This is a genomic window from Chlamydiota bacterium (assembly GCA_016178055.1).
GTDB lineage: Bacteria > Auribacterota > JACPWU01 > JACPWU01 > JACPWU01 > JACOUC01.
On record JACOUC010000051.1, the window covers coordinates 1 to 17255 of the forward strand.

General features: G+C 41.9%; 16 protein-coding genes. 3 read left to right on the forward strand and 13 right to left on the reverse strand.

Going from position 1 to position 17255, the window contains the following annotated elements; genetic code table 11:
• Nucleotides 1–307: 307 nt before the first annotated feature.
• The 12 genes from lysA to truA form a co-directional block, all read right to left on the reverse strand.
• Nucleotides 308–1552 (reverse strand): diaminopimelate decarboxylase, encoded by a 1245-nt coding sequence (lysA, locus tag HYS07_07975; GenBank protein MBI1871113.1) that lies wholly within the window; start codon nucleotides 1550–1552, stop codon nucleotides 308–310.
• A 38-nt stretch (nucleotides 1553–1590) separates the two neighbouring features.
• On the reverse strand, nucleotides 1591–2976 hold the full coding sequence (gene argH / locus HYS07_07980) for an argininosuccinate lyase (protein ID MBI1871114.1): 1386 nt from the start codon (nucleotides 2974–2976) through the stop codon (nucleotides 1591–1593).
• A gap of 17 nt (nucleotides 2977–2993) precedes the next feature.
• Entirely contained in the window at nucleotides 2994–4208 is a 1215-nt protein-coding gene (locus tag HYS07_07985) for an argininosuccinate synthase (protein MBI1871115.1), read from the reverse strand.
• A 48-nt stretch (nucleotides 4209–4256) separates the two neighbouring features.
• Complete coding sequence (argF, locus tag HYS07_07990; GenBank protein ID MBI1871116.1) at nucleotides 4257–5210, reverse strand: ornithine carbamoyltransferase; 954 nt, start codon at nucleotides 5208–5210, stop codon at nucleotides 4257–4259.
• On the reverse strand, nucleotides 5201–6352 hold the full coding sequence (locus tag HYS07_07995; GenBank protein ID MBI1871117.1) for an aspartate aminotransferase family protein: 1152 nt from the start codon (nucleotides 6350–6352) through the stop codon (nucleotides 5201–5203). Before HYS07_07995 ends, argF begins: the two co-directional genes overlap by 10 nt.
• A 65-nt stretch (nucleotides 6353–6417) precedes the next feature.
• Complete coding sequence (gene argB, locus HYS07_08000) at nucleotides 6418–7356, reverse strand: acetylglutamate kinase (GenBank protein MBI1871118.1); 939 nt, start codon at nucleotides 7354–7356, stop codon at nucleotides 6418–6420.
• A gap of 188 nt (nucleotides 7357–7544) precedes the next feature.
• Nucleotides 7545–8744 (reverse strand): bifunctional glutamate N-acetyltransferase/amino-acid acetyltransferase ArgJ, encoded by a 1200-nt coding sequence (gene argJ / locus HYS07_08005; GenBank protein ID MBI1871119.1) that lies wholly within the window; start codon nucleotides 8742–8744, stop codon nucleotides 7545–7547.
• A complete protein-coding gene (locus HYS07_08010) occupies nucleotides 8741–9757 on the reverse strand; it encodes an N-acetyl-gamma-glutamyl-phosphate reductase (protein MBI1871120.1) in 1017 nt (338 codons plus the stop codon). Before HYS07_08010 ends, argJ begins: the two co-directional genes overlap by 4 nt.
• Nucleotides 9758–9959: 202 nt before the next feature.
• Nucleotides 9960–10355, reverse strand: a complete 396-nt coding sequence (gene rpsI, locus HYS07_08015; protein MBI1871121.1) for a 30S ribosomal protein S9 — start codon at nucleotides 10353–10355, stop codon at nucleotides 9960–9962.
• 27 nt (nucleotides 10356–10382) lie between these two features.
• Nucleotides 10383–10817, reverse strand: coding sequence for a 50S ribosomal protein L13 (gene rplM / locus HYS07_08020; protein ID MBI1871122.1), 435 nt, complete (start codon nucleotides 10815–10817; stop codon nucleotides 10383–10385).
• Nucleotides 10818–10881: 64 nt separating this feature from the next.
• Nucleotides 10882–11763 (reverse strand): methylenetetrahydrofolate reductase, encoded by an 882-nt coding sequence (locus tag HYS07_08025; GenBank protein ID MBI1871123.1) that lies wholly within the window; start codon nucleotides 11761–11763, stop codon nucleotides 10882–10884.
• A 57-nt stretch (nucleotides 11764–11820) separates the two neighbouring features.
• Nucleotides 11821–12567 (reverse strand): tRNA pseudouridine(38-40) synthase TruA, encoded by a 747-nt coding sequence (gene truA, locus HYS07_08030; GenBank protein MBI1871124.1) that lies wholly within the window; start codon nucleotides 12565–12567, stop codon nucleotides 11821–11823.
• A gap of 106 nt (nucleotides 12568–12673) precedes the next feature.
• On the opposite strand from truA, the gene HYS07_08035 reads away from it, so the two are divergent.
• The 3 genes from HYS07_08035 to HYS07_08045 all read left to right on the forward strand — a co-directional run bounded on the left by HYS07_08035 (nucleotide 12674) and on the right by HYS07_08045 (nucleotide 15903).
• On the forward strand, nucleotides 12674–13660 hold the full coding sequence (locus HYS07_08035; protein ID MBI1871125.1) for an N-acetylmuramoyl-L-alanine amidase: 987 nt from the start codon (nucleotides 12674–12676) through the stop codon (nucleotides 13658–13660).
• 52 nt (nucleotides 13661–13712) lie between these two features.
• Nucleotides 13713–15494, forward strand: a complete 1782-nt coding sequence (locus HYS07_08040; protein MBI1871126.1) for an ABC transporter ATP-binding protein — start codon at nucleotides 13713–13715, stop codon at nucleotides 15492–15494.
• Between the two features lie 112 nt (nucleotides 15495–15606).
• Nucleotides 15607–15903, forward strand: a complete 297-nt coding sequence (locus HYS07_08045) for a PqqD family protein (protein MBI1871127.1) — start codon at nucleotides 15607–15609, stop codon at nucleotides 15901–15903.
• 65 nt (nucleotides 15904–15968) lie between these two features.
• Here HYS07_08045 and HYS07_08050 read toward each other — a convergent pair whose 3' ends face one another.
• The gene (locus HYS07_08050) at nucleotides 15969–17129 is read right to left on the reverse strand and encodes an ATP-binding protein (GenBank protein MBI1871128.1); all 1161 of its coding nucleotides are present in this window, start codon (nucleotides 17127–17129) and stop codon (nucleotides 15969–15971) included.
• Nucleotides 17130–17255 lie beyond the last annotated feature (126 nt).

Sequence of the window (17255 nt, forward strand, 5' to 3'; positions counted from 1 at the left end):
ATGGAGATGGGCTTCGGCAGCGACCAAGGGGTGATAGGATTTTTTACCGATGTGTTCTGGATTGTAACCTTTGACTCCCCCCTCTTGATGACCGTAGAGGGTCTTGGCTGTAGAATCAAAATCAATACAGTAGCTGGGCAAGATGAAGCTAACTAAAAGTTAGGTTCATCTGCAAGAACATTTTATCGCTAAAACCCTTGATGGGCTTGCTTGGAAGTTCAATATATTTAATTTTTCACGCAGGATCTAAGTAATTAATTTTCAGAGTGCCAATATGTAGAGGGGATCTTTCTTGAGATTTTTCAAATCAAAGCGTCTTTTCTCCACGGATTAAATCTTCCAAGTGCTCCCTTTCTCTCACAATAGAAAAGCGGTCGCCCTGGACCAAAACTTCTGCTGCTCGGGGGCGAGAATTATAATTGGAGGCCATGGAAAAGCCATAAGCTCCGCTCGACATGATCGATAAAATTTCACCGGGATCCACTGGACTCATCGGACGATCTTTGGAAAAAAAATCCCCTGATTCACAGATAGGACCTACCACATCTGACATTGCTTTTCCTAAATGGCGATCGACAACCGGCAAGATCTCATGATAAGCCCCATAAAGACTGGGGCGAATTAAATCATTCATACCTGCATCGACAATGACAAAATTCTTGAGTGGATTTGTCTTTAAATATAAAACTTTTGTCAGAAGCGCTCCAGCATTACCGACAATGAATCGCCCGGGTTCAATCAAAATTTTAAGTCCTAATCCACGAATCAAAGGAAGAATAGCCTTCGCAAAAGCATCCGCTGTAGCCGGCGTCTCTTCTTTATAAATAATTCCAAGCCCACCTCCAATATCTAAAAATTCTAGAGGAACTTTCAAATCTCTCAATTTCTGAATGAGCGGAATAATTCTTGAAACGGCTTGTTGATAGGGTGCTGGATCTACAATTTGAGATCCAATGTGCATGTGAAGCGCAATGGGACGAACGCCTTTTAAGGTCATCGCTTTTCGATAGGCCTCAAGAGCAGCCTCAATGTCGAGCCCAAATTTATTTTCAGCTTTCCCCGTTGAGGTATATTGATGGGTTTTTGGATCCACATCTGGATTGACCCGAATGGCGACTCCGGCCACTTGACCGAGGCGACAAGCCACGGCATCGATTTCCTCTAATTCTGGAAACGATTCTACCGTAAAAAAAAGAATCCCAGACTTTAAGGCGTATTCAATTTCCTGAGCGGTTTTCCCAACCCCTGCAAAAACAATTTTTTGAGAATCGGTCCCAATCTTTAACGTACGAAACAATTCTCCCCCAGATACAATGTCAAAACCTGAGCCCTGATCTCTTAAAACTTTTAAAATGGCGAGGTTAGAATTGGACTTTACGGAATAACAAATTAAATGATTGACTTCAGAAAAAGCTTTTTCTAATTTTTTAAAATGATCGATGAGGGTTTTGGAACTATAAACATACACAGGCGTTCCGACCTCTCGAGCAATTTTTCCGAGGGGAACTTCTTCACAATATAAATGATCATTTTTGTAATGAAAGTCATGCATGATATCAATTGCGGATTGCGAATTTCGGATTGCGGATTTCATGCCACGGTCCTCGTCTTATGAGTCCGTCCTAATGTTCTATTCCATTTTTCCAACTGTTTCTTAACCTCTATCGGATTCGTACTCCCTAAAGATTTTTTCGCATGAACCGAGGCTTGCCATCCTAATAAATTTTTGAAATTCTGATCGAAGGCTTTTGAAAATTTTCGAATCTCTTCTAGAGATAAATCCTGAAACCCTTTTTTTTGATCAAGGCAATATCGAACCATCTCTCCTACAATTTTATGAGCCTGTCGAAAAGGAATACCCTTCTTCACTAAATATTCTGCTAAATCTAGGCTTGAAGTAAAATCTTCTTTTTCGGCCAAGGCTTCTGGGCAAAATCGAATCTGAGGAACGAGCTCAATAAAAATTTCTAAAATCAATTGTAGTTGATCGATCGAATCAAAAATGGCTTCTTTATCCTCTTGTAAATCGCGATTATAAGTCAGCGGAAGCCCTTTTAAAAGAACGAGAAGGCTTGAAAGATTTCCGATTAATCGACCTGTTTTCCCTCGAGCCAATTCAAATGCATCCGGATTCTTCTTTTGAGGCATAGCGCTCGACCCTGTGGTAAAGGCATCTGGAAGCTCCACAAAACCAAATTCAAAACTGGACCAAAGAATCATTTCTTCTGAGAATCGCGATAAATGAACCCCTAAAATGGCCAAAACGGATGCCACTTCAATGACAAAATCTCGATCGCTCACGGCATCCATGCTGTTCTCGGATATTTTTGAAAAATCCAATTCTCGAGCCAAAAATGCACGATCCGTTTCAAATGAGGTTCCTGCCAAAGCACAAGACCCCAAGGGGAGAACATCCATTCTTAAATTTGCATCTTCTAAACGGGTCTGGTCCCGCTCTAGCATCTCAACATAAGCTAAAAGGTGATGTGCCAATAAAACCGGCTGCGCCCTCTGAAGATGAGTATAGCCAGGAATAACGAGCTCTCCTTGGCTTTTAGCCAAACTTAAAAACGCTGACTGTAGCGAGCAAATTAATTTTTTAAATTTGTCCATTTCATCTCTTAGATAAAGTTTCAGATCTAAAACAACCTGATCATTTCGACTCCGAGCCGTATGAAGTTTATCCGCCACATCTCCTATCTTTTTCCTCAATGCACATTCAATATGGGTATGAACATCTTCTAATTTTTCATCCCAACGAAATTGATTTCTCTCAATGAGATTAAGAATTTCTTTAAGTCCTTGAAAGATGAGATCACATTCTTTTCGAGTGATCACCTTTGATCTCTCAAGCATTTTAGCGTGAGCGATTGAGCCTGTAATGTCATAAGAGGCCAGTCGGCAGTCAAAATGGACCGAAGCACTTAACTTTTCCATCAAGGGATGTGTCCCCGATTGAAAGCGACCGCCCCACATTTTTTTAATTGCGGATTTCATGAACGATTCTTTCCTAAAGTTTTCTCTCTCATCGCCTGCAACTTCAATCGTAATGCATTCAATCGAATAAAGCCTGTGGCATCTTTTGGGTCATAGAGAGATCCGCCTTCAAAGGTCGCTAAATCCTGCAAATAGAGGGAATAAGGGGATTTTCGGCCCGTGACCCTGCAACTTCCCTTATAGAGCTTAAGCCTGACTATGCCTGAAACATTTTTTTGAGTTTCTTCAATTGTTTTATTGAGAAGTCTCATTTCAGGAGAAAACCAGAACCCGTAATACACAAGCTCGGAATATTTTGTGATCAAACTGTCTTTAAAATGCATCACTTCCCGGTCCAATGTTAAACCCTCTAGCGCCCGATGGGCTGCTAAAAGAAGGGTTCCTCCTGGCGTCTCGTAGACTCCTCTGGATTTCATTCCTACAAAACGATTTTCTACCACATCAACGCGGCCAATCCCGTGAGATCCCCCGAGCTCATTCAGTTTTTTTAACAAGTCATGGGGCTTGAGAGCTTTTCCATTCACTTGAGTGGGAGATCCTTCTTTAAATTCAATTTCTATCTCCTCAGGTTTATGGGGTGCACGCTCTGGGCTCACCGTCAATTTAAATATGTCCTCGGGCGGGGCGGACCATGGGTCCTCTAAAATTCCGCCCTCAAAACTAATGTGGTATAAATTTCGATCGCTGGAATAAGGTTTAGATTTTGTCACAGGAACCGGAATTTTATATTTTTCGGCATAGTCAATTAGATCCGTTCGAGAAGAGAAATCCCATTCTCGCCATGGAACAATAATTTTAAGTGAAGGATTTAAGGCCATATAGGTCAACTCAAATCGGACCTGATCATTCCCTTTCCCAGTTGAGCCATGAGCGACAAATTTGGCCTTTTCCTTTTTTGCAATTTCCACCTGTTTTTGGGCAATGATCGGACGAGCAATGGATGTCCCCAAAAGATATTGTCCCTCATAAATCGCGTTCGCCTTGATCATTGGGAAAATAAAGTCGCTCACAAATTCTTCCCTAAGATCTGCCACATAGACCTTACTGGCCCCTGTTTTCATCGCCCGTTCAGAGATATTGTCCAACTCCCCTCCCTGACCTAAATCCGCAACATAGGCAATGACATTGAGTCCCTTTTGATACTTCAACCAATGTAAAATAACAGAGGTATCGAGTCCTCCAGAATAGGCAAGAACCACTTTTTCTGACATAAATGCTCCTTTAGCTTAAAAAGTCGAATATCAAATTTTCTTTTATCCTTAATTTTGATTTTTGATCTTTGATTTTTGATTTTGACTATCCATCAGCATCACCATTAAAGCCTTTTGAGTATGCAAACGATTTTCGGCTTGGTCAAAAACAATCGATTGAGGATGTTCCATGACCCCATCTGTAATTTCTTCCCCTCGATGGGCTGGAAGACAATGCATCACCCATGCCGCTTTGGGGGCCGCTTTCAAAAGTTCTTCATTAATCTGATAATTCGCTAAATCCTTCAATCTTTTTTTATTCTCACTTTCCTGGCCCATGCTCACCCAAACATCCGTGTAAATGATGTCGGCATCTCGAACCGCCGCAATGGGGTCCCGAGTTGCTTCAAAAAAGGAAGATCCGACCGAAGAAAGTTTGACGGCTGTACGAACGGCCTCGCTTTTAGGCCAATAACTGGGCGGAGCCGCAATCACCAGTTTAATCCCTGTCATCGCCGCTCCCACAAGCCAAGTATGAGCCATGTTGTTAGCACCATCCCCAATATACACCACTTTTAAATCTTTTAAACTTCCTCGTTTTTCAAGAATTGTAAAAAGATCGCAAAGGATTTGGCAAGGATGAGAGGTATCCGTAAGTCCATTAATAATAGGAATCGATGCGCTTTTTGAAAATTCAACAATTTCATCATGAGCATAGGTCCGAATCACAATGGCACTGAGATATCGCGAAAGAACCTTTGCCGTATCCGAAACCGTTTCCCCGCGTCCCAGTTGAAGTTCATCGGCATCGAGAAAAATGGAATCTCCTCCCAATTGCGAAATTCCTACTTCAAAAGACACTCTTGTACGCGTCGAAGATTTTTTAAAAATAAGACCCAATGTTTTCCCAACCAAAAGAGGTTGAAGTGGATCTTTTTTGAGCTTTTTTGCCAATTCAAAAAGTTGGAATAATTCTTTTTGGGTTAAATCTTGTAAATCAATTAAATCTTTTTTCAAACCGATGCCTTACCCTTTCTAAAAACCTTTCTCACAATATCAATGGCTTGTAAAAGTTCCTTTTCCGTAATGGTCATGGCTGGCATAAATCGAATCACGTTTCCCTGGGTACAATTGATCACCAGTCTTTCCTCCAGACATCGTTTGACCAATTCTACTCCATCAATCGAAAGTTCCATGGCCATCATCAGCCCCATCCCCCGAACTTCTTTAATAAAATCAAATTCTTTCTTTAGAGATTCGAATGACTTTTTTAACAGCTTCCCCATTTTGGCTGAACGTTGGGCCAATTTTTCCTTGCGAAGAATTTCAAAAACAGCCAGGGCCGCTTTGCAAGCCAGTGGATTTCCGCCAAAGGTCGTTGCATGGGTCGCAGGCTGTAAAACATCTCCAATTCTCTTTTGAGCAATCATCGCGCCAATCGCAATTCCGCCTCCTAAAGTCTTAGCGAGCGTCATGATATCAGGCTCAATTCCAAAATGTTGATAAGCAAAAATTTTTCCTGTGCGACCCATCCCCGTCTGGACTTCATCTAAAATAAGCAGGGCGTCACGTTCGGTACAAAGGCGTCGTGCCTCCTTTAAAAATTCAGGAGTTGCAATATGAACGCCTCCTTCTCCTTGAATAGGCTCTAAGAGAACCGCAATAATCTCTCCATCAAATGCCTTACGAAGAGCTTCAACATCATTAAAAGGAACATGAATAAATCCAGGCACCAAAGGGTCAAAACCTTGCTGATATTTGGGTTGCCCCGTGGCCGTCACAGCCGCAAGCGTCCTTCCATGAAAGGACCCTAATGTCGAAATAATCTTGAACTTTCCTTTTTCATGCCCATATTTTCTTGCCAGTTTCATCGCCCCTTCATTGGCCTCAGCTCCACTGTTACTAAAAAAGCATTTTCCATCAAAAGAATTTTTGGAAATTTCCTTGGCCAAATCCCCCTGAACCTCATTGTAGTAATTATTCGCAATGTGCATGAGACGTCCCGCTTGCTCACGCACGGCCTTTACCAGGGAGGGATGACAATGTCCTAAGCCGCTCACGCCCCAGCCTGGAAAACAATCCAAATATTTGTTTCCCTCAATATCCCAAAGATAAGAGCCCTTGCCCTTGACAAAGACCACAGGATTTTTACGATAAGTCGGCATGACATATTGATCATAAAGCTGAATAATTTTTTTAGTTTTTTGGCTCAATGAAGTGATTCTCCTTTCTAAGCTTGCTTTTCTTCTTCAAAGGGAAGGACCCGAACCTCTGCCTCTCCATCTCTAAAAATTTCTGTTCCAACTCCTTTATCTGTAAAAATTTCTAATAAAAGAGAATGAGGAACACGGCCATCGATAATATGCGTTTTCTGAACCCCCGCTTCTACCGCCCGCATACAGGAGCGAACTTTGGGCAGCATCCCACCTATAATCACACCTTCTTCAATTAATTTTTTAACCTTACTTACGCTCAGAGTTGAAAAAAGCGTCTCGGGCTGACGAGGATCCTTCATCACACCACTCACATCTGAAAGATAAATCAATTTTTCGGCCTTAAGGGCGCCTGCCAACTGACTGGCCACATGATCTCCATTAATATTATAGGCATTCCCCTCCAAATCAACTCCAATGGGGGTGACCACCGCCACAGCCTGTTTCTGAGTGAGTTTGCGGATGGGCTCAGGATTAATCCACTTCACTTCGCCTACATATCCAATATCTATAAAATCAGTTTTTCCATCCGGGAGTCTCGTTTCGATGGGGGGATATTTACTCACCAAAATCATATTTTCAGTCCGGCCAGATACCCCCTTCACCCTTCCTCCAAAACTATGAATCATCTCAACCAATTCACGATTAATTTCCATCAGGGTCTCTTCTACCAATTGAATGGTTTCTTGATCCGTAACACGCAACCCTTCGACAAAGCGAGGAACTTTGCCATGAAGCTTCATCTTTTCGCTAATTCGAGGGCCACCTCCATGAATGATAATCGGATTAATCCCCACACATTCCATAAAAACCACATCGCGAAGAATTCCTTCCAAGAAATCCTTCTTATTCATCACACTTCCGCCAAATTTAATCACCACCGTCTTATTGCGAAAAGACTGTATATAAGGAAGTGCTTCAATTAAGACGGATGCTTTTTCGATGTATTCTTGCATAAAAATTCTCAACCTTCCCTCTTCCATAAACCAAGCGGGATCGCCTTGTACGGGGCGTTGAAGCACCTTGTTCCCCGGTCAGACGGTTCGAAAGAACCGTCTGGAACAAGGTGCTTCGTCGAGCTCATTTGCCGGCGGGCAATGAGCGTCCCCGGACAAGGCGATTCTGCTTGGTTAACCTCATTCCCTCACATATTAATATCCACATATTTGTGCGTAAGATCACAAGTCCAAATAGTGGCTTGCCCCTTTCCTTGTCCTAAACTTAGATGAATCTCAATTTGTTTTGCCTTCATCACTTTTCGCGCTTCTCCTAATTGAATCCCGGATGTTTTTCCCTGTTTAACAAAAGTGAGCCCGTTGAATTTCACTGAAACCTTTTCAGGAACAATAGAAATTCCCGCACTTCCAAGAGCCGCCATGAGTCTCCCCCAATTGGGATCCTGGGCATAAAGAGAAACCTTAAACAAATTTGAATTGGCAATGGCCCGAGCCCCCATTTCCGCCTCCTCATCCGTTCTTGCTTCGGTTACACGAACCTCGACTAATTTTGTAGCACCCTCTCCATCCAGAGCAATTTTTTTTGCAAGCTTCAGGGTCATCAAAGAAAGGGCTTTGACAAAAATTTCATAATCAGAAGAACCTTCAACAATTTCCTCATTTCGGGCCATTCCATTGGCCATCAAAATGACAGAATCATTGGTACTCATATCTCCATCAACCGTAATGCAATTAAAAGAGCCATCCACCGCCTTTTTAAGTGCATGTCGTAAAGCGGAAAGTTCAATCACTGCATCCGTCGTAATGTAACAAAGCATCGTTGCCATATTAGGCTCAATCATTCCAGCCCCTTTTGCCATGGCCCCTATTCGAACCTGTTTTCCCCCGAACGTCAATTCTACACCCATTGTTTTTGGAAAGGTGTCCGTGGTCAAAATAGCCTGAGAGGCTTCTATATCTCCCTTTCGAGAAAGGAATCTGACAATTTTTCTCACCCCCATCTCAACCGTATCCATCGGAAGTCTTTTCCCAATCACTCCCGTCGAGGAAACCAACACCTCTTCAGGTTTAATTCCTAATTCTTCGGCCATCACTTTAGCTGTTTTCCGTGCATCGCGAAAGCCTCCATCACCTGTACAAGCGTTTGCATTTCCGCTGTTAACAATAATGGCTCGAGCCGTTGAGCGTTTCATCACCTGACGACACCAACGAACGGGAGCGGCCGCAAAAGCATTTTTGGTAAAAGCCCCTGCAATCCTGGCTGGAATCTGTGAAACAATCGCGGCCATATCTTTTTTAGTCATTTTAATTCCGCAGTTGATTCCTGCAGCTAAAAAACCTTGCGGATACGAAACCGATGCGTGTGGAATCTCTTTAATGTGTTTCATTGAAGGGCCATCACTTCAGGAAAGCCTGACATCAAATTCATATTTTGCACAGCTTGTCCAGCCGCCCCTTTGACCATGTTGTCAATGGCAGAAACAATGATTAACCGTTGAGTCCGTTCCTCAACATGAAGTCCGATGTCGCAAAAATTAGTTCCCTTCACATCAGCCGTCTGAGGAAAAACTCCCTCGGGTAACATTCGAATGAAAGAATCATTCTTATAAAATTCCAGATAGGATGCAAGAATTTCCGATGTGGAGACTCTTTTTTTGAGCCGAGTATACATCGTGCTTAAAATTCCCTGCTGAATCGGAATTAAATGTGGAACAAAGTCCAGATGAATTTCTTTTTTTGCAACCACGCTTAAAATCTGTTCGATCTCCGGGGTGTGCTGATGAACTCCAATTTTATAGGCCTTTATATTGTCATACACTTCGCAAAAATGCATGGTAAGTGATGGATTTCTTCCCGCTCCACTGGCCCCGGATTTGGCATCAATCACCATCCCTTCTAATTCAATCCATCCCTTAGAAATGGCGGGAATAAGCCCCAGAGAAGCTGAGGTTGGATAACATCCGGGGTTAGAAATAAATTGGGCTTTTTTAATCTTTTCTCGAAAAATTTCTGATAAGCCATAAACCACTTTTGATAAATTCTGGGCATCTTGATGTGGATGGTGATACCACTTTTCATAGAGTTCTTGCGGTAATCGATAATCCCCACTCAAATCAATCACACGAATATTCTGTTGTAAAAAAAGTTTGGCCATTTTCATCGATACGGTATGGGGAAGAGCCAAAAAAACAAGGTCCAATTTTTCATTTAAAGAAATGGAATCTATTTTTTGACAAATTTTATCCATGCGGGAGCGAAACTCTGGGAAAACATCAGAGAAAGGCTTTCCAGAAAATTGCTCAGAAGAAAGGAAAGCAATTTCTACTTTAGGATGACAGAGCAAAATCCGAACCAGCTCCCTCCCACTATAACCCGTCGCTCCACAAATGCCAATTTTCATAAGTTCCTTAATTTGGGGTTATTCCCCTTTTCCCTCTTACCCCAAAAGGGGGAAAACCCTCCCCTTATTTAAGGGGAGTTGGAGGGGTTAATTCACAAATTAAAATAAAAAAAGCAGAAGTAGATAGGTATCCACCTCTGCTTTTCTAAAAATGAATATTAAAAATGGTACACAACCTGCGATATTTTCGTTGCCTGGGTCCCTATCGTTTAGAGAACTGGAATCTTTTACGAGCACCCTTTTGCCCGTACTTCTTTCTTTCACGGCCGCGAGGATCCCGTGTTAAATATTCTCCATCCCGTAACACCTTCTTCAGAGCTGGATGGGTCTCAACCAAAGCTCTCGCAATCCCAAGCTTTAATGCTCCAGCTTGACCTGCAACACCCCCACCCGAAACCTTAGCCTGAATATCAAAAACCTTTTCCATCTTCGTATCTTGTAAAGGACCTCTTAAGAGACGAAGCAAATTTGGGCTTGGAAAATACTCCTCAGGAGGTTTTCCATTAACCAAAATGGTTCCTGAACCACTTCGTAGCCACACTCTGGCGACTGCTGTTTTTCTGCGACCCGTACCATAATATCTTACAATTTCTGCCATTTTAATATTCCTTCGTTTCTAATTTATTTACGCTAACTTCAAGCTTTCCAAATTCTGACCAGAATGAGGATGGCTAGACCCTGTATAAACCTTCAGCTTTCTAAGAACCTGCCTACCCAGTGGATTCGAAGGAACCATCCCTCTGACTGCATGCTCAATAATATGCTCTGGATGTTCTGTTTGCATTCGGCGATAAGGGACCACCTTCTGGCCCCCGGGATAGCCTGAGGCTGTGATATATTCCAATTGCTCAGACTTCTTTCCCGTGACTCGAATCTTTTCAGCATTAACAATCACGACATAATCACCGCAATCAACATGAGGAGTAAATAAAGTTTTACCTTTTCCCCGTAAGAGATCGGCTGTCCGAGTAGCCAAGCGACCCAGCACTTGATTGGATGCATCCAGCAAATACCATTTTCTTTCAATTTCTTTGGACTTCGCCATAAAAGTCTTCATCATCATCATGACCCAGTTTCTTTCTAAAGGTTGAGAGGTATCACGATAACATAGGATGAATAAGCTGTCAACTGCCTTTCTTACACACCCTCGCCATCTCTACCAATTGAGGAATTAAATCCTCTCTCCCAAGGCACATCAGATGAACTCCCTGGGCTACTCCTACTAAATCTTGAATGGCTTGAGCTGCAATTTGAACTCCTGCTTCTATAGGATCAGGAGCCTTCTCCAATTGATCAATAAAATGTTCGGGGACATGCACCCCTGGAACCTTTTCATTTAAAAAACGGGCCATTTTAGCCGATTTCAAAAGAATAATTCCTGCAATCACAGGCACTGAAAAAAGGCGTACTTGATCCATAAAATTCTGAAAAGGTTTAACTTCATAAACCCCCTGAGTCTGAAAAAATTGGGCTCCACATTCAATCTTTTTCTGAAATTTTGAAAGCTCAATGGCTAAATCTTTGGCCCCAGGATTGGCCGCAGCCCCGATAAAAAAATCAGTCTTTCCATTGAATTCTTTCCCTGAAAAATTTAGTCCTTGATTCAGTCCCACAGCCATTTTCATCAACTGAAGTGAATCGACATCAAAAACTTCTTTTGAATCTGGATGATCTCCTACTTTCACAGGATCACCTGTCAACACCAAAAGATTTCGAATGCCCAGGGCACAAGCTCCGAGAAGGTCGGATTGAAGACCCATTCGGTTCCGATCCCGACACGTCAGCTGAGTGATCGGTTCTAAACCCTCATCCAAAATCAGACGAGAAGCCGCAATAGATCCCATGCAAACCACCGCTCGATTATTGTCGGTCAGATTCACGGCGTCCACCCATTCTCTTAAGCCTTTGGCCTTCGTCACAAGCTCTGTCACATCCGGTCCCTTCGGAGGAGAAAGCTCTGCCGTAATGACAAATTTTCCAGACAATAATTTTTCTTGAAGATTCATAAAGTTCCTAGTGTGTAAATTTACTTAAATTTGAAACCTCTCAAAAAGGTTTCCCTCCTAATATTTTACCTTTACCAAAAAAAGTCCTTGAGGAGGTGCGGTTTGACCTGCACTGGATCTATTTTTTTCACTTAAAATTTTTTTAAAATCATCCGGGGTCAACTTCCCTTCTCCTACAGCAAGCAAAGTTCCCACAATAGATCGGACCATTTTATACAGAAATCCATCTGCTTCCAACTCAATTGTGACATAAAATCCTTTTTTTTTAACAATAGCCTTTTTCATCATCCGAACAGAATTTTCTTTTCTCCCCCCTTTAAGATGACGATTCACACCAAAACTTGAAAAGTCATGGCGACCTAGGAGAAGCCGAGAAGCCCTTTTCATGCTCATAACATCTAACTTCTCTGGATGATAAAGCAAAAAATCTCTCTCAAAGACCGGCAACTCTTCTCCATTCCAAATTTGATAACGATAAATCTTCGTTTTGACCCAATACTGGGCATGAAAATTTAAAGGGACTTCTTCAAGCTTCAGAATCCGAATATCACTTGGAAGCTTGCTATTCACTGCTCGCTTTAGCTGCGAAGGAGATAATTGCGTTTTTGAACGAAAGTGGGCCACCTGTCCCAACGCATGAACCCCAGCATCGGTGCGCCCGGAACCCATCACCCTCACCTTCTCTCGTGTAATGGCATGAATGGCTTTTTCCAAAACTTCCTCTATCGTCAGAGCGCCTTTTTGAATCTGCCAGCCTGAATAATTCGTTCCATCATAAGCAAGAACCATTTTAAAATTGCGCATGGATCAAGCGTACAGCGTAGAGCATTCAGCGTACAAGAAAAATCAAAATTCCTCTTGCAGACCTTGACCCAAGACCAAAGACCTGATAGCTTTTTGGGGAGACCTCATGCGTAAATTCTTTATATTTTTATTGATACTCTTTTTTATCTTTCCCTTGAACGTCAAAGCCGTTTTAATTTCTGGAACGCGGGGAGTCACTCAAGCTCCTAGTTTCACTTTTAACAACGTCGTTTTTGTCCCTTTGTCCTCCTTTGCCATCGCCTACGGCTTAAAGGAAAGCTGGGATCCGAAGGCAAAGATCTCTTCCCTTGAATCTACTGAATTTAAAATGGCTTTCCGAGTAGGCTCCGCCTATGCTCTTGTAAACGGAAAAAAGTCCAAAATGCCGGCCCAAGCCAAAATGATGAAGGGAAAACTCCTGATCCCACTCCAATTTGGCCTAAAAACATTTTTGCCAAGCTCGACTCAATCAACATCTAAAGTGCCGTCTTCTAACATTTCTAAAGGAATATTTACTGTGCTTCTGGACCCCGGCCATGGAGGACCGGATATAGGTGCTCAAGGAAAAGGAGGACTGAACGAAAAAGACATCAACTTAGACATTGCAAAAAAAGTTCGGGAAAAACTTCAAAATGAAGGAATAAAGGTTTTAATGACACGCAACAATAATGATGAATTCATCACTCTATGGGGTAGAACCAACCTATCCCAAAAATTAGGACCCCATCTATTCATCAGCATTCATACCAATGCAGCCCGCCGAAAAAATGTATCGGGCTGTGAAATTTTTTACTTTGCGGAAGCAAACCCCAAGCTCAACGGTCCCCAATACCGTCAAAATCGAGCCAAGAGCTATCACCTTGCCCGTTTGGTTCAAAAAAACTTGTTTAAAACTCTTCATAATCAGTCCCGTGGTGTCAAAAGCGCCCGATTTTTCGTGCTTAGGAATGCAAGAACTCCTGCCATTCTGATTGAAGTTGGTTTTATCACTCATCCCAAAGAAGCGCAAAATCTTAACCATTCTCATTACCGAAATAAAATTGCTACAGCCATTGTGCAGAGTGTGCTAGATTTTAAAGCTAAAAAGAAATAAGCAAACAAATTATGAATGATTCTCTTTTCTCAACCGATCAAAGAAAGTGCGCATGTTTAGACAATATCCCCTTATTCAATATGTACGGTCCTTGATTCAATTTGCTCCCTTGAGATTTATTTTAGGATGTATTTTAAACATCTTCAATACCTTTCTCTCCGGGATCGGATTACTCATGCTCATTCCCCTTCTTCATTACTCAGGATGGCTTCCTGAAAAGGGATTGAATGAAAGTTCATTGGACAAACTCCTGACCTGGCTTCCACAGCCCGAGACTCAACTTCCTCTCCTAATCACCCTTTTCATTTTTATGATTCTGATCAGCGCAACAGCCCTCTTCCAATACAGTTCAAGTCAAGTGCAAACCCGTTTAATATACGATTATTTATTTTTCATTCGAGAGCAACTCAACCGCAGTGTAGCTGAAAGCCGTTGGAGTTTCTTGCTCAAGCAGCAACTTAAAACGGTCGAACACATGTTGACGGTTGGCATACAACAAATATCTTCCTTAACCTATTTCTCGCTTAGTTTAGTAGGCGATTGCATTGTCACAAACGTCTATTTTATTTTTGCCTTATGGATCAACTTGAAATTAACCCTTTTGGCAAGTACATGCGCTGGTCTTCTCTTATTTCTCTTAAGAAAACATAAATCGGCTTTAACAGGCACACAATCTTTCCTGCTGGATCGTCAATTGCAAGCCCATTGCGGCTATTTTTTAGACGGGGTCAAACTCGCGAAAAGTTATAACCGAACGTCCCATTATTTAGAACATTATACCCACCTCAACAATCAATTAAGGCTATCCCAATTTGCCTTCTATTCCAATCAACGCAACATTCAACTTCTCTTTAAGCTGATGAGTGCCGTCATTTTTAGTTTTATTTTTTACATCGCCGTTCATTTTTTTCATGTGAGTACCGTTTCTATGCTGGCTTTAATGATGATCTATGCCCGACTCCTCCCTTGCGTTTCCAACCTGCAGCAAAATTATCTTCGCGTCCTGAACATTGCTCCAGTTTTTAGCGAACTGTGCGCGATGCAGTCTAGTTTTAACAAAGCTCAAGAGGAACGCGATGAAAAAAATGTTCCACTCCCTTTTCACCATACCATTTCTCTCGAGAATGTAAGTTATCACTATGATCATATGGCCGCCGTTAAATCTGTCAGTTGTGAATTTAAAAAGAATACGACCACGGCCATTGTGGGGCCGTCTGGAGCTGGAAAATCCACATTGGCCGATCTCTTATTGGGTTTACTGATTCCCACAGAGGGAAAAATCAAGGTGGATGGGTCTTCTTTAGAGGAACCTCATCTCTCTTCCTGGAGAAATCTGATCAGCTACGTTCCTCAAGAAACTTTTTTATTTAATGATACGATCCGAGCTAATTTGCTTTGGGCCGCTCTCCAAGTCAGTGATCAAGATCTCTGGCACTCGCTCCGTCAGGCAGCTGCGGCTGATTTTGTAACACAATTACCGAATGGTTTGGACACCTTCATCGGTGAGCGAGGGATTCACCTATCAGGAGGAGAACGCCAGCGCTTGGCCATTGCACGAGCCCTTTTACGCCATCCTAAAATCTTGCTCCTAGACGAAGCGACAAGCTCACTAGACTCCCAAAATGAAGAACTCATTTTTACAACATTACAGACACTGCATGGAACGATGACTCTGATCCTCATTGCCCACCGTTTCAGCACCATTCGCGCGGCGGACCATGTTCTCGTTCTAAACCAAGGGCAACTCGTTGAACAAGGAATTCCTCAGGAACTTTTTGAGGAGACAACGTCCCATTTTAATCGTCTTTTTAATCAACAATTTGTGATGGCTTAAAGCAACTATGAAAACGAGTCCATAGTCCACGGTCTATATGGATTTCTTCTGCCCGTGACATTCTTGACAATCAAGGAGAATCTGCATTTTAATAATAAAAAGGAGATCCACCATGACAGACCCCTCATTCACACCCAATGACACGCTGATTCGTAAAGCAGATCTCTTTACTTCTCAAGTTGATGAAGACCTTGTCATGCTCGATGAAGCATCCGGCAACTATTTTGGCCTCAATCCAATCGCAAGCAAAATTTGGGAGTGTTTAGCCAAACCCATCTGCCTAAGCGAGCTCGTGAATATACTGACCACGACTTATGATGTTAGCGATGAACAATGCAAGGAAGAAACCATCTCATTTTTGAATGTATTACATTCTCATCAGCTATTAAATGTGACGAATGCTGAATAAACTTGACATCGTGATTTAAGATCATCCGATATATTTAAATCATCATTAATAAAATGAAATAGATATTAACTTTGAATCCATTCCATCACGTCTTGCCATGGAAGAATTTTTACATCCCCCTGCTGGGAGGGTTTGGGATTTAGGGATATGCAACACAGCTTTGCTTCTGGGCAAGTTTCTTTAAAAGATCGTAATCCCCTTAAATGAGACGAATCCACCCTATCAGAAGATTTAATTTCAATGGCTTTGATTTCCCCTCGAGGTGTTTGAATGATCAAGTCCACTTCAGTTCCCGATTCTGTTCGATAGAATGAAAAGCTGAGATCCATTTTTTTATAGTGAGAAAGACGCATGATTTCTAGAATGATAAAATGTTCGAAGGCCATGCCAAATTCGGGGGTGTGGGGATCTATTGGAATAGAGACCCTTTTGGTCAGAGCACGTGTAACCCCTGTATCAAAGAAATAGAACTTAGGATGTTTCACAAGTTTTTTCCTTTCGGACTTTGAATAGGGAAATAGAAAAAAACCCATCAGGGTATCTTCTAAGATTTGGAAATAGGATTTGATGGTTTGATAACTGGTCCCCGTTTCTCTCGCAAGATTAGAAAAATTAAGAATGTTCCCATTCTCAAAAGCAGCCAGGCTTAAAAATCGGATAAACGAATCCAGGCGCCTCATTTGAGCTTCAATCTCGATTTCTTCTCTAAGATAGGTTTCCACATAGCTGCGCAAAATATCCATGGCCAGAGCTTCATTTTTTTCAAGATAAACCTTGGGAAGCGTTCCAAACTGAAGAGCTTTACTCAAAGAGAAATTGGGTACGAGCTCTTCAAAGGAGAGTGGAAAAAGATGATAGGTCAATGCTCTTCCCGCCAAAAGATCGGCTTTAGACCTCTTTAGTTTTCTGGCGCTTGAACCTGTAAGAATAAAGATGGGAGGATTTGGGGATTCCATCAGAAAATGCACCTCACTCAATAAAATGGGAATTTTTTGAATCTCATCAACAATGATGTGAGATATTCGAGGGTTTCGTGCTAGAACTTGCTCCCTAAAAAGCTCCGGATTTGCCTGTAATCGTCGACATTCTTCCGATTTAAGAAGGTCGTAAATGTACACGTCATCTTGAGAATACAATGCTTTAAGAAGCGTGCTCTTGCCAGTTTGTCTAGGACCAAATAGAAAATAGCTATAATGAGACGGAAGTTCAATGATTCTTCTTATCATACTTCTATTTTCAGTCGAAAAATAGAAGTAGTCAATCTATTTTTCGTTATTTTATTTGAATTTTTTTCTTTATGCAACATTTTTTAAAAAATCTATAGCGACCTTGTCCCTGAGGAGGATACTTGA

Excerpts from the sequence above, each read along its gene's own strand:
- lysA (MBI1871113.1), bottom strand. The coding sequence starts at position 1,552 with ATGCATGACTTTCATTACAAAAATGATCATTTATATTGTGAAGAAGTT.
- argH (MBI1871114.1), bottom strand. The coding sequence starts at position 2,976 with ATGTGGGGCGGTCGCTTTCAATCGGGGACACATCCCTTGATGGAAAAG.
- HYS07_07985 (MBI1871115.1), bottom strand. The coding sequence starts at position 4,208 with ATGTCAGAAAAAGTGGTTCTTGCCTATTCTGGAGGACTCGATACCTCT.
- HYS07_07995 (MBI1871117.1), bottom strand. The coding sequence starts at position 6,352 with ATGCCGACTTATCGTAAAAATCCTGTGGTCTTTGTCAAGGGCAAGGGC.
- argB (MBI1871118.1), bottom strand. The coding sequence starts at position 7,356 with ATGCAAGAATACATCGAAAAAGCATCCGTCTTAATTGAAGCACTTCCT.
- argJ (MBI1871119.1), bottom strand. The coding sequence starts at position 8,744 with ATGAAACACATTAAAGAGATTCCACACGCATCGGTTTCGTATCCGCAA.
- HYS07_08010 (MBI1871120.1), bottom strand. The coding sequence starts at position 9,757 with ATGAAAATTGGCATTTGTGGAGCGACGGGTTATAGTGGGAGGGAGCTG.
- rpsI (MBI1871121.1), bottom strand. The coding sequence starts at position 10,355 with ATGGCAGAAATTGTAAGATATTATGGTACGGGTCGCAGAAAAACAGCA.
- rplM (MBI1871122.1), bottom strand. The coding sequence starts at position 10,817 with ATGATGAAGACTTTTATGGCGAAGTCCAAAGAAATTGAAAGAAAATGG.
- HYS07_08025 (MBI1871123.1), bottom strand. The coding sequence starts at position 11,763 with ATGAATCTTCAAGAAAAATTATTGTCTGGAAAATTTGTCATTACGGCA.
- truA (MBI1871124.1), bottom strand. The coding sequence starts at position 12,567 with ATGCGCAATTTTAAAATGGTTCTTGCTTATGATGGAACGAATTATTCA.
- HYS07_08035 (MBI1871125.1), top strand. The coding sequence starts at position 12,674 with ATGCGTAAATTCTTTATATTTTTATTGATACTCTTTTTTATCTTTCCC.
- HYS07_08040 (MBI1871126.1), top strand. The coding sequence starts at position 13,713 with ATGTTTAGACAATATCCCCTTATTCAATATGTACGGTCCTTGATTCAA.
- HYS07_08045 (MBI1871127.1), top strand. The coding sequence starts at position 15,607 with ATGACAGACCCCTCATTCACACCCAATGACACGCTGATTCGTAAAGCA.
- HYS07_08050 (MBI1871128.1), bottom strand. The coding sequence starts at position 17,129 with ATGATAAGAAGAATCATTGAACTTCCGTCTCATTATAGCTATTTTCTA.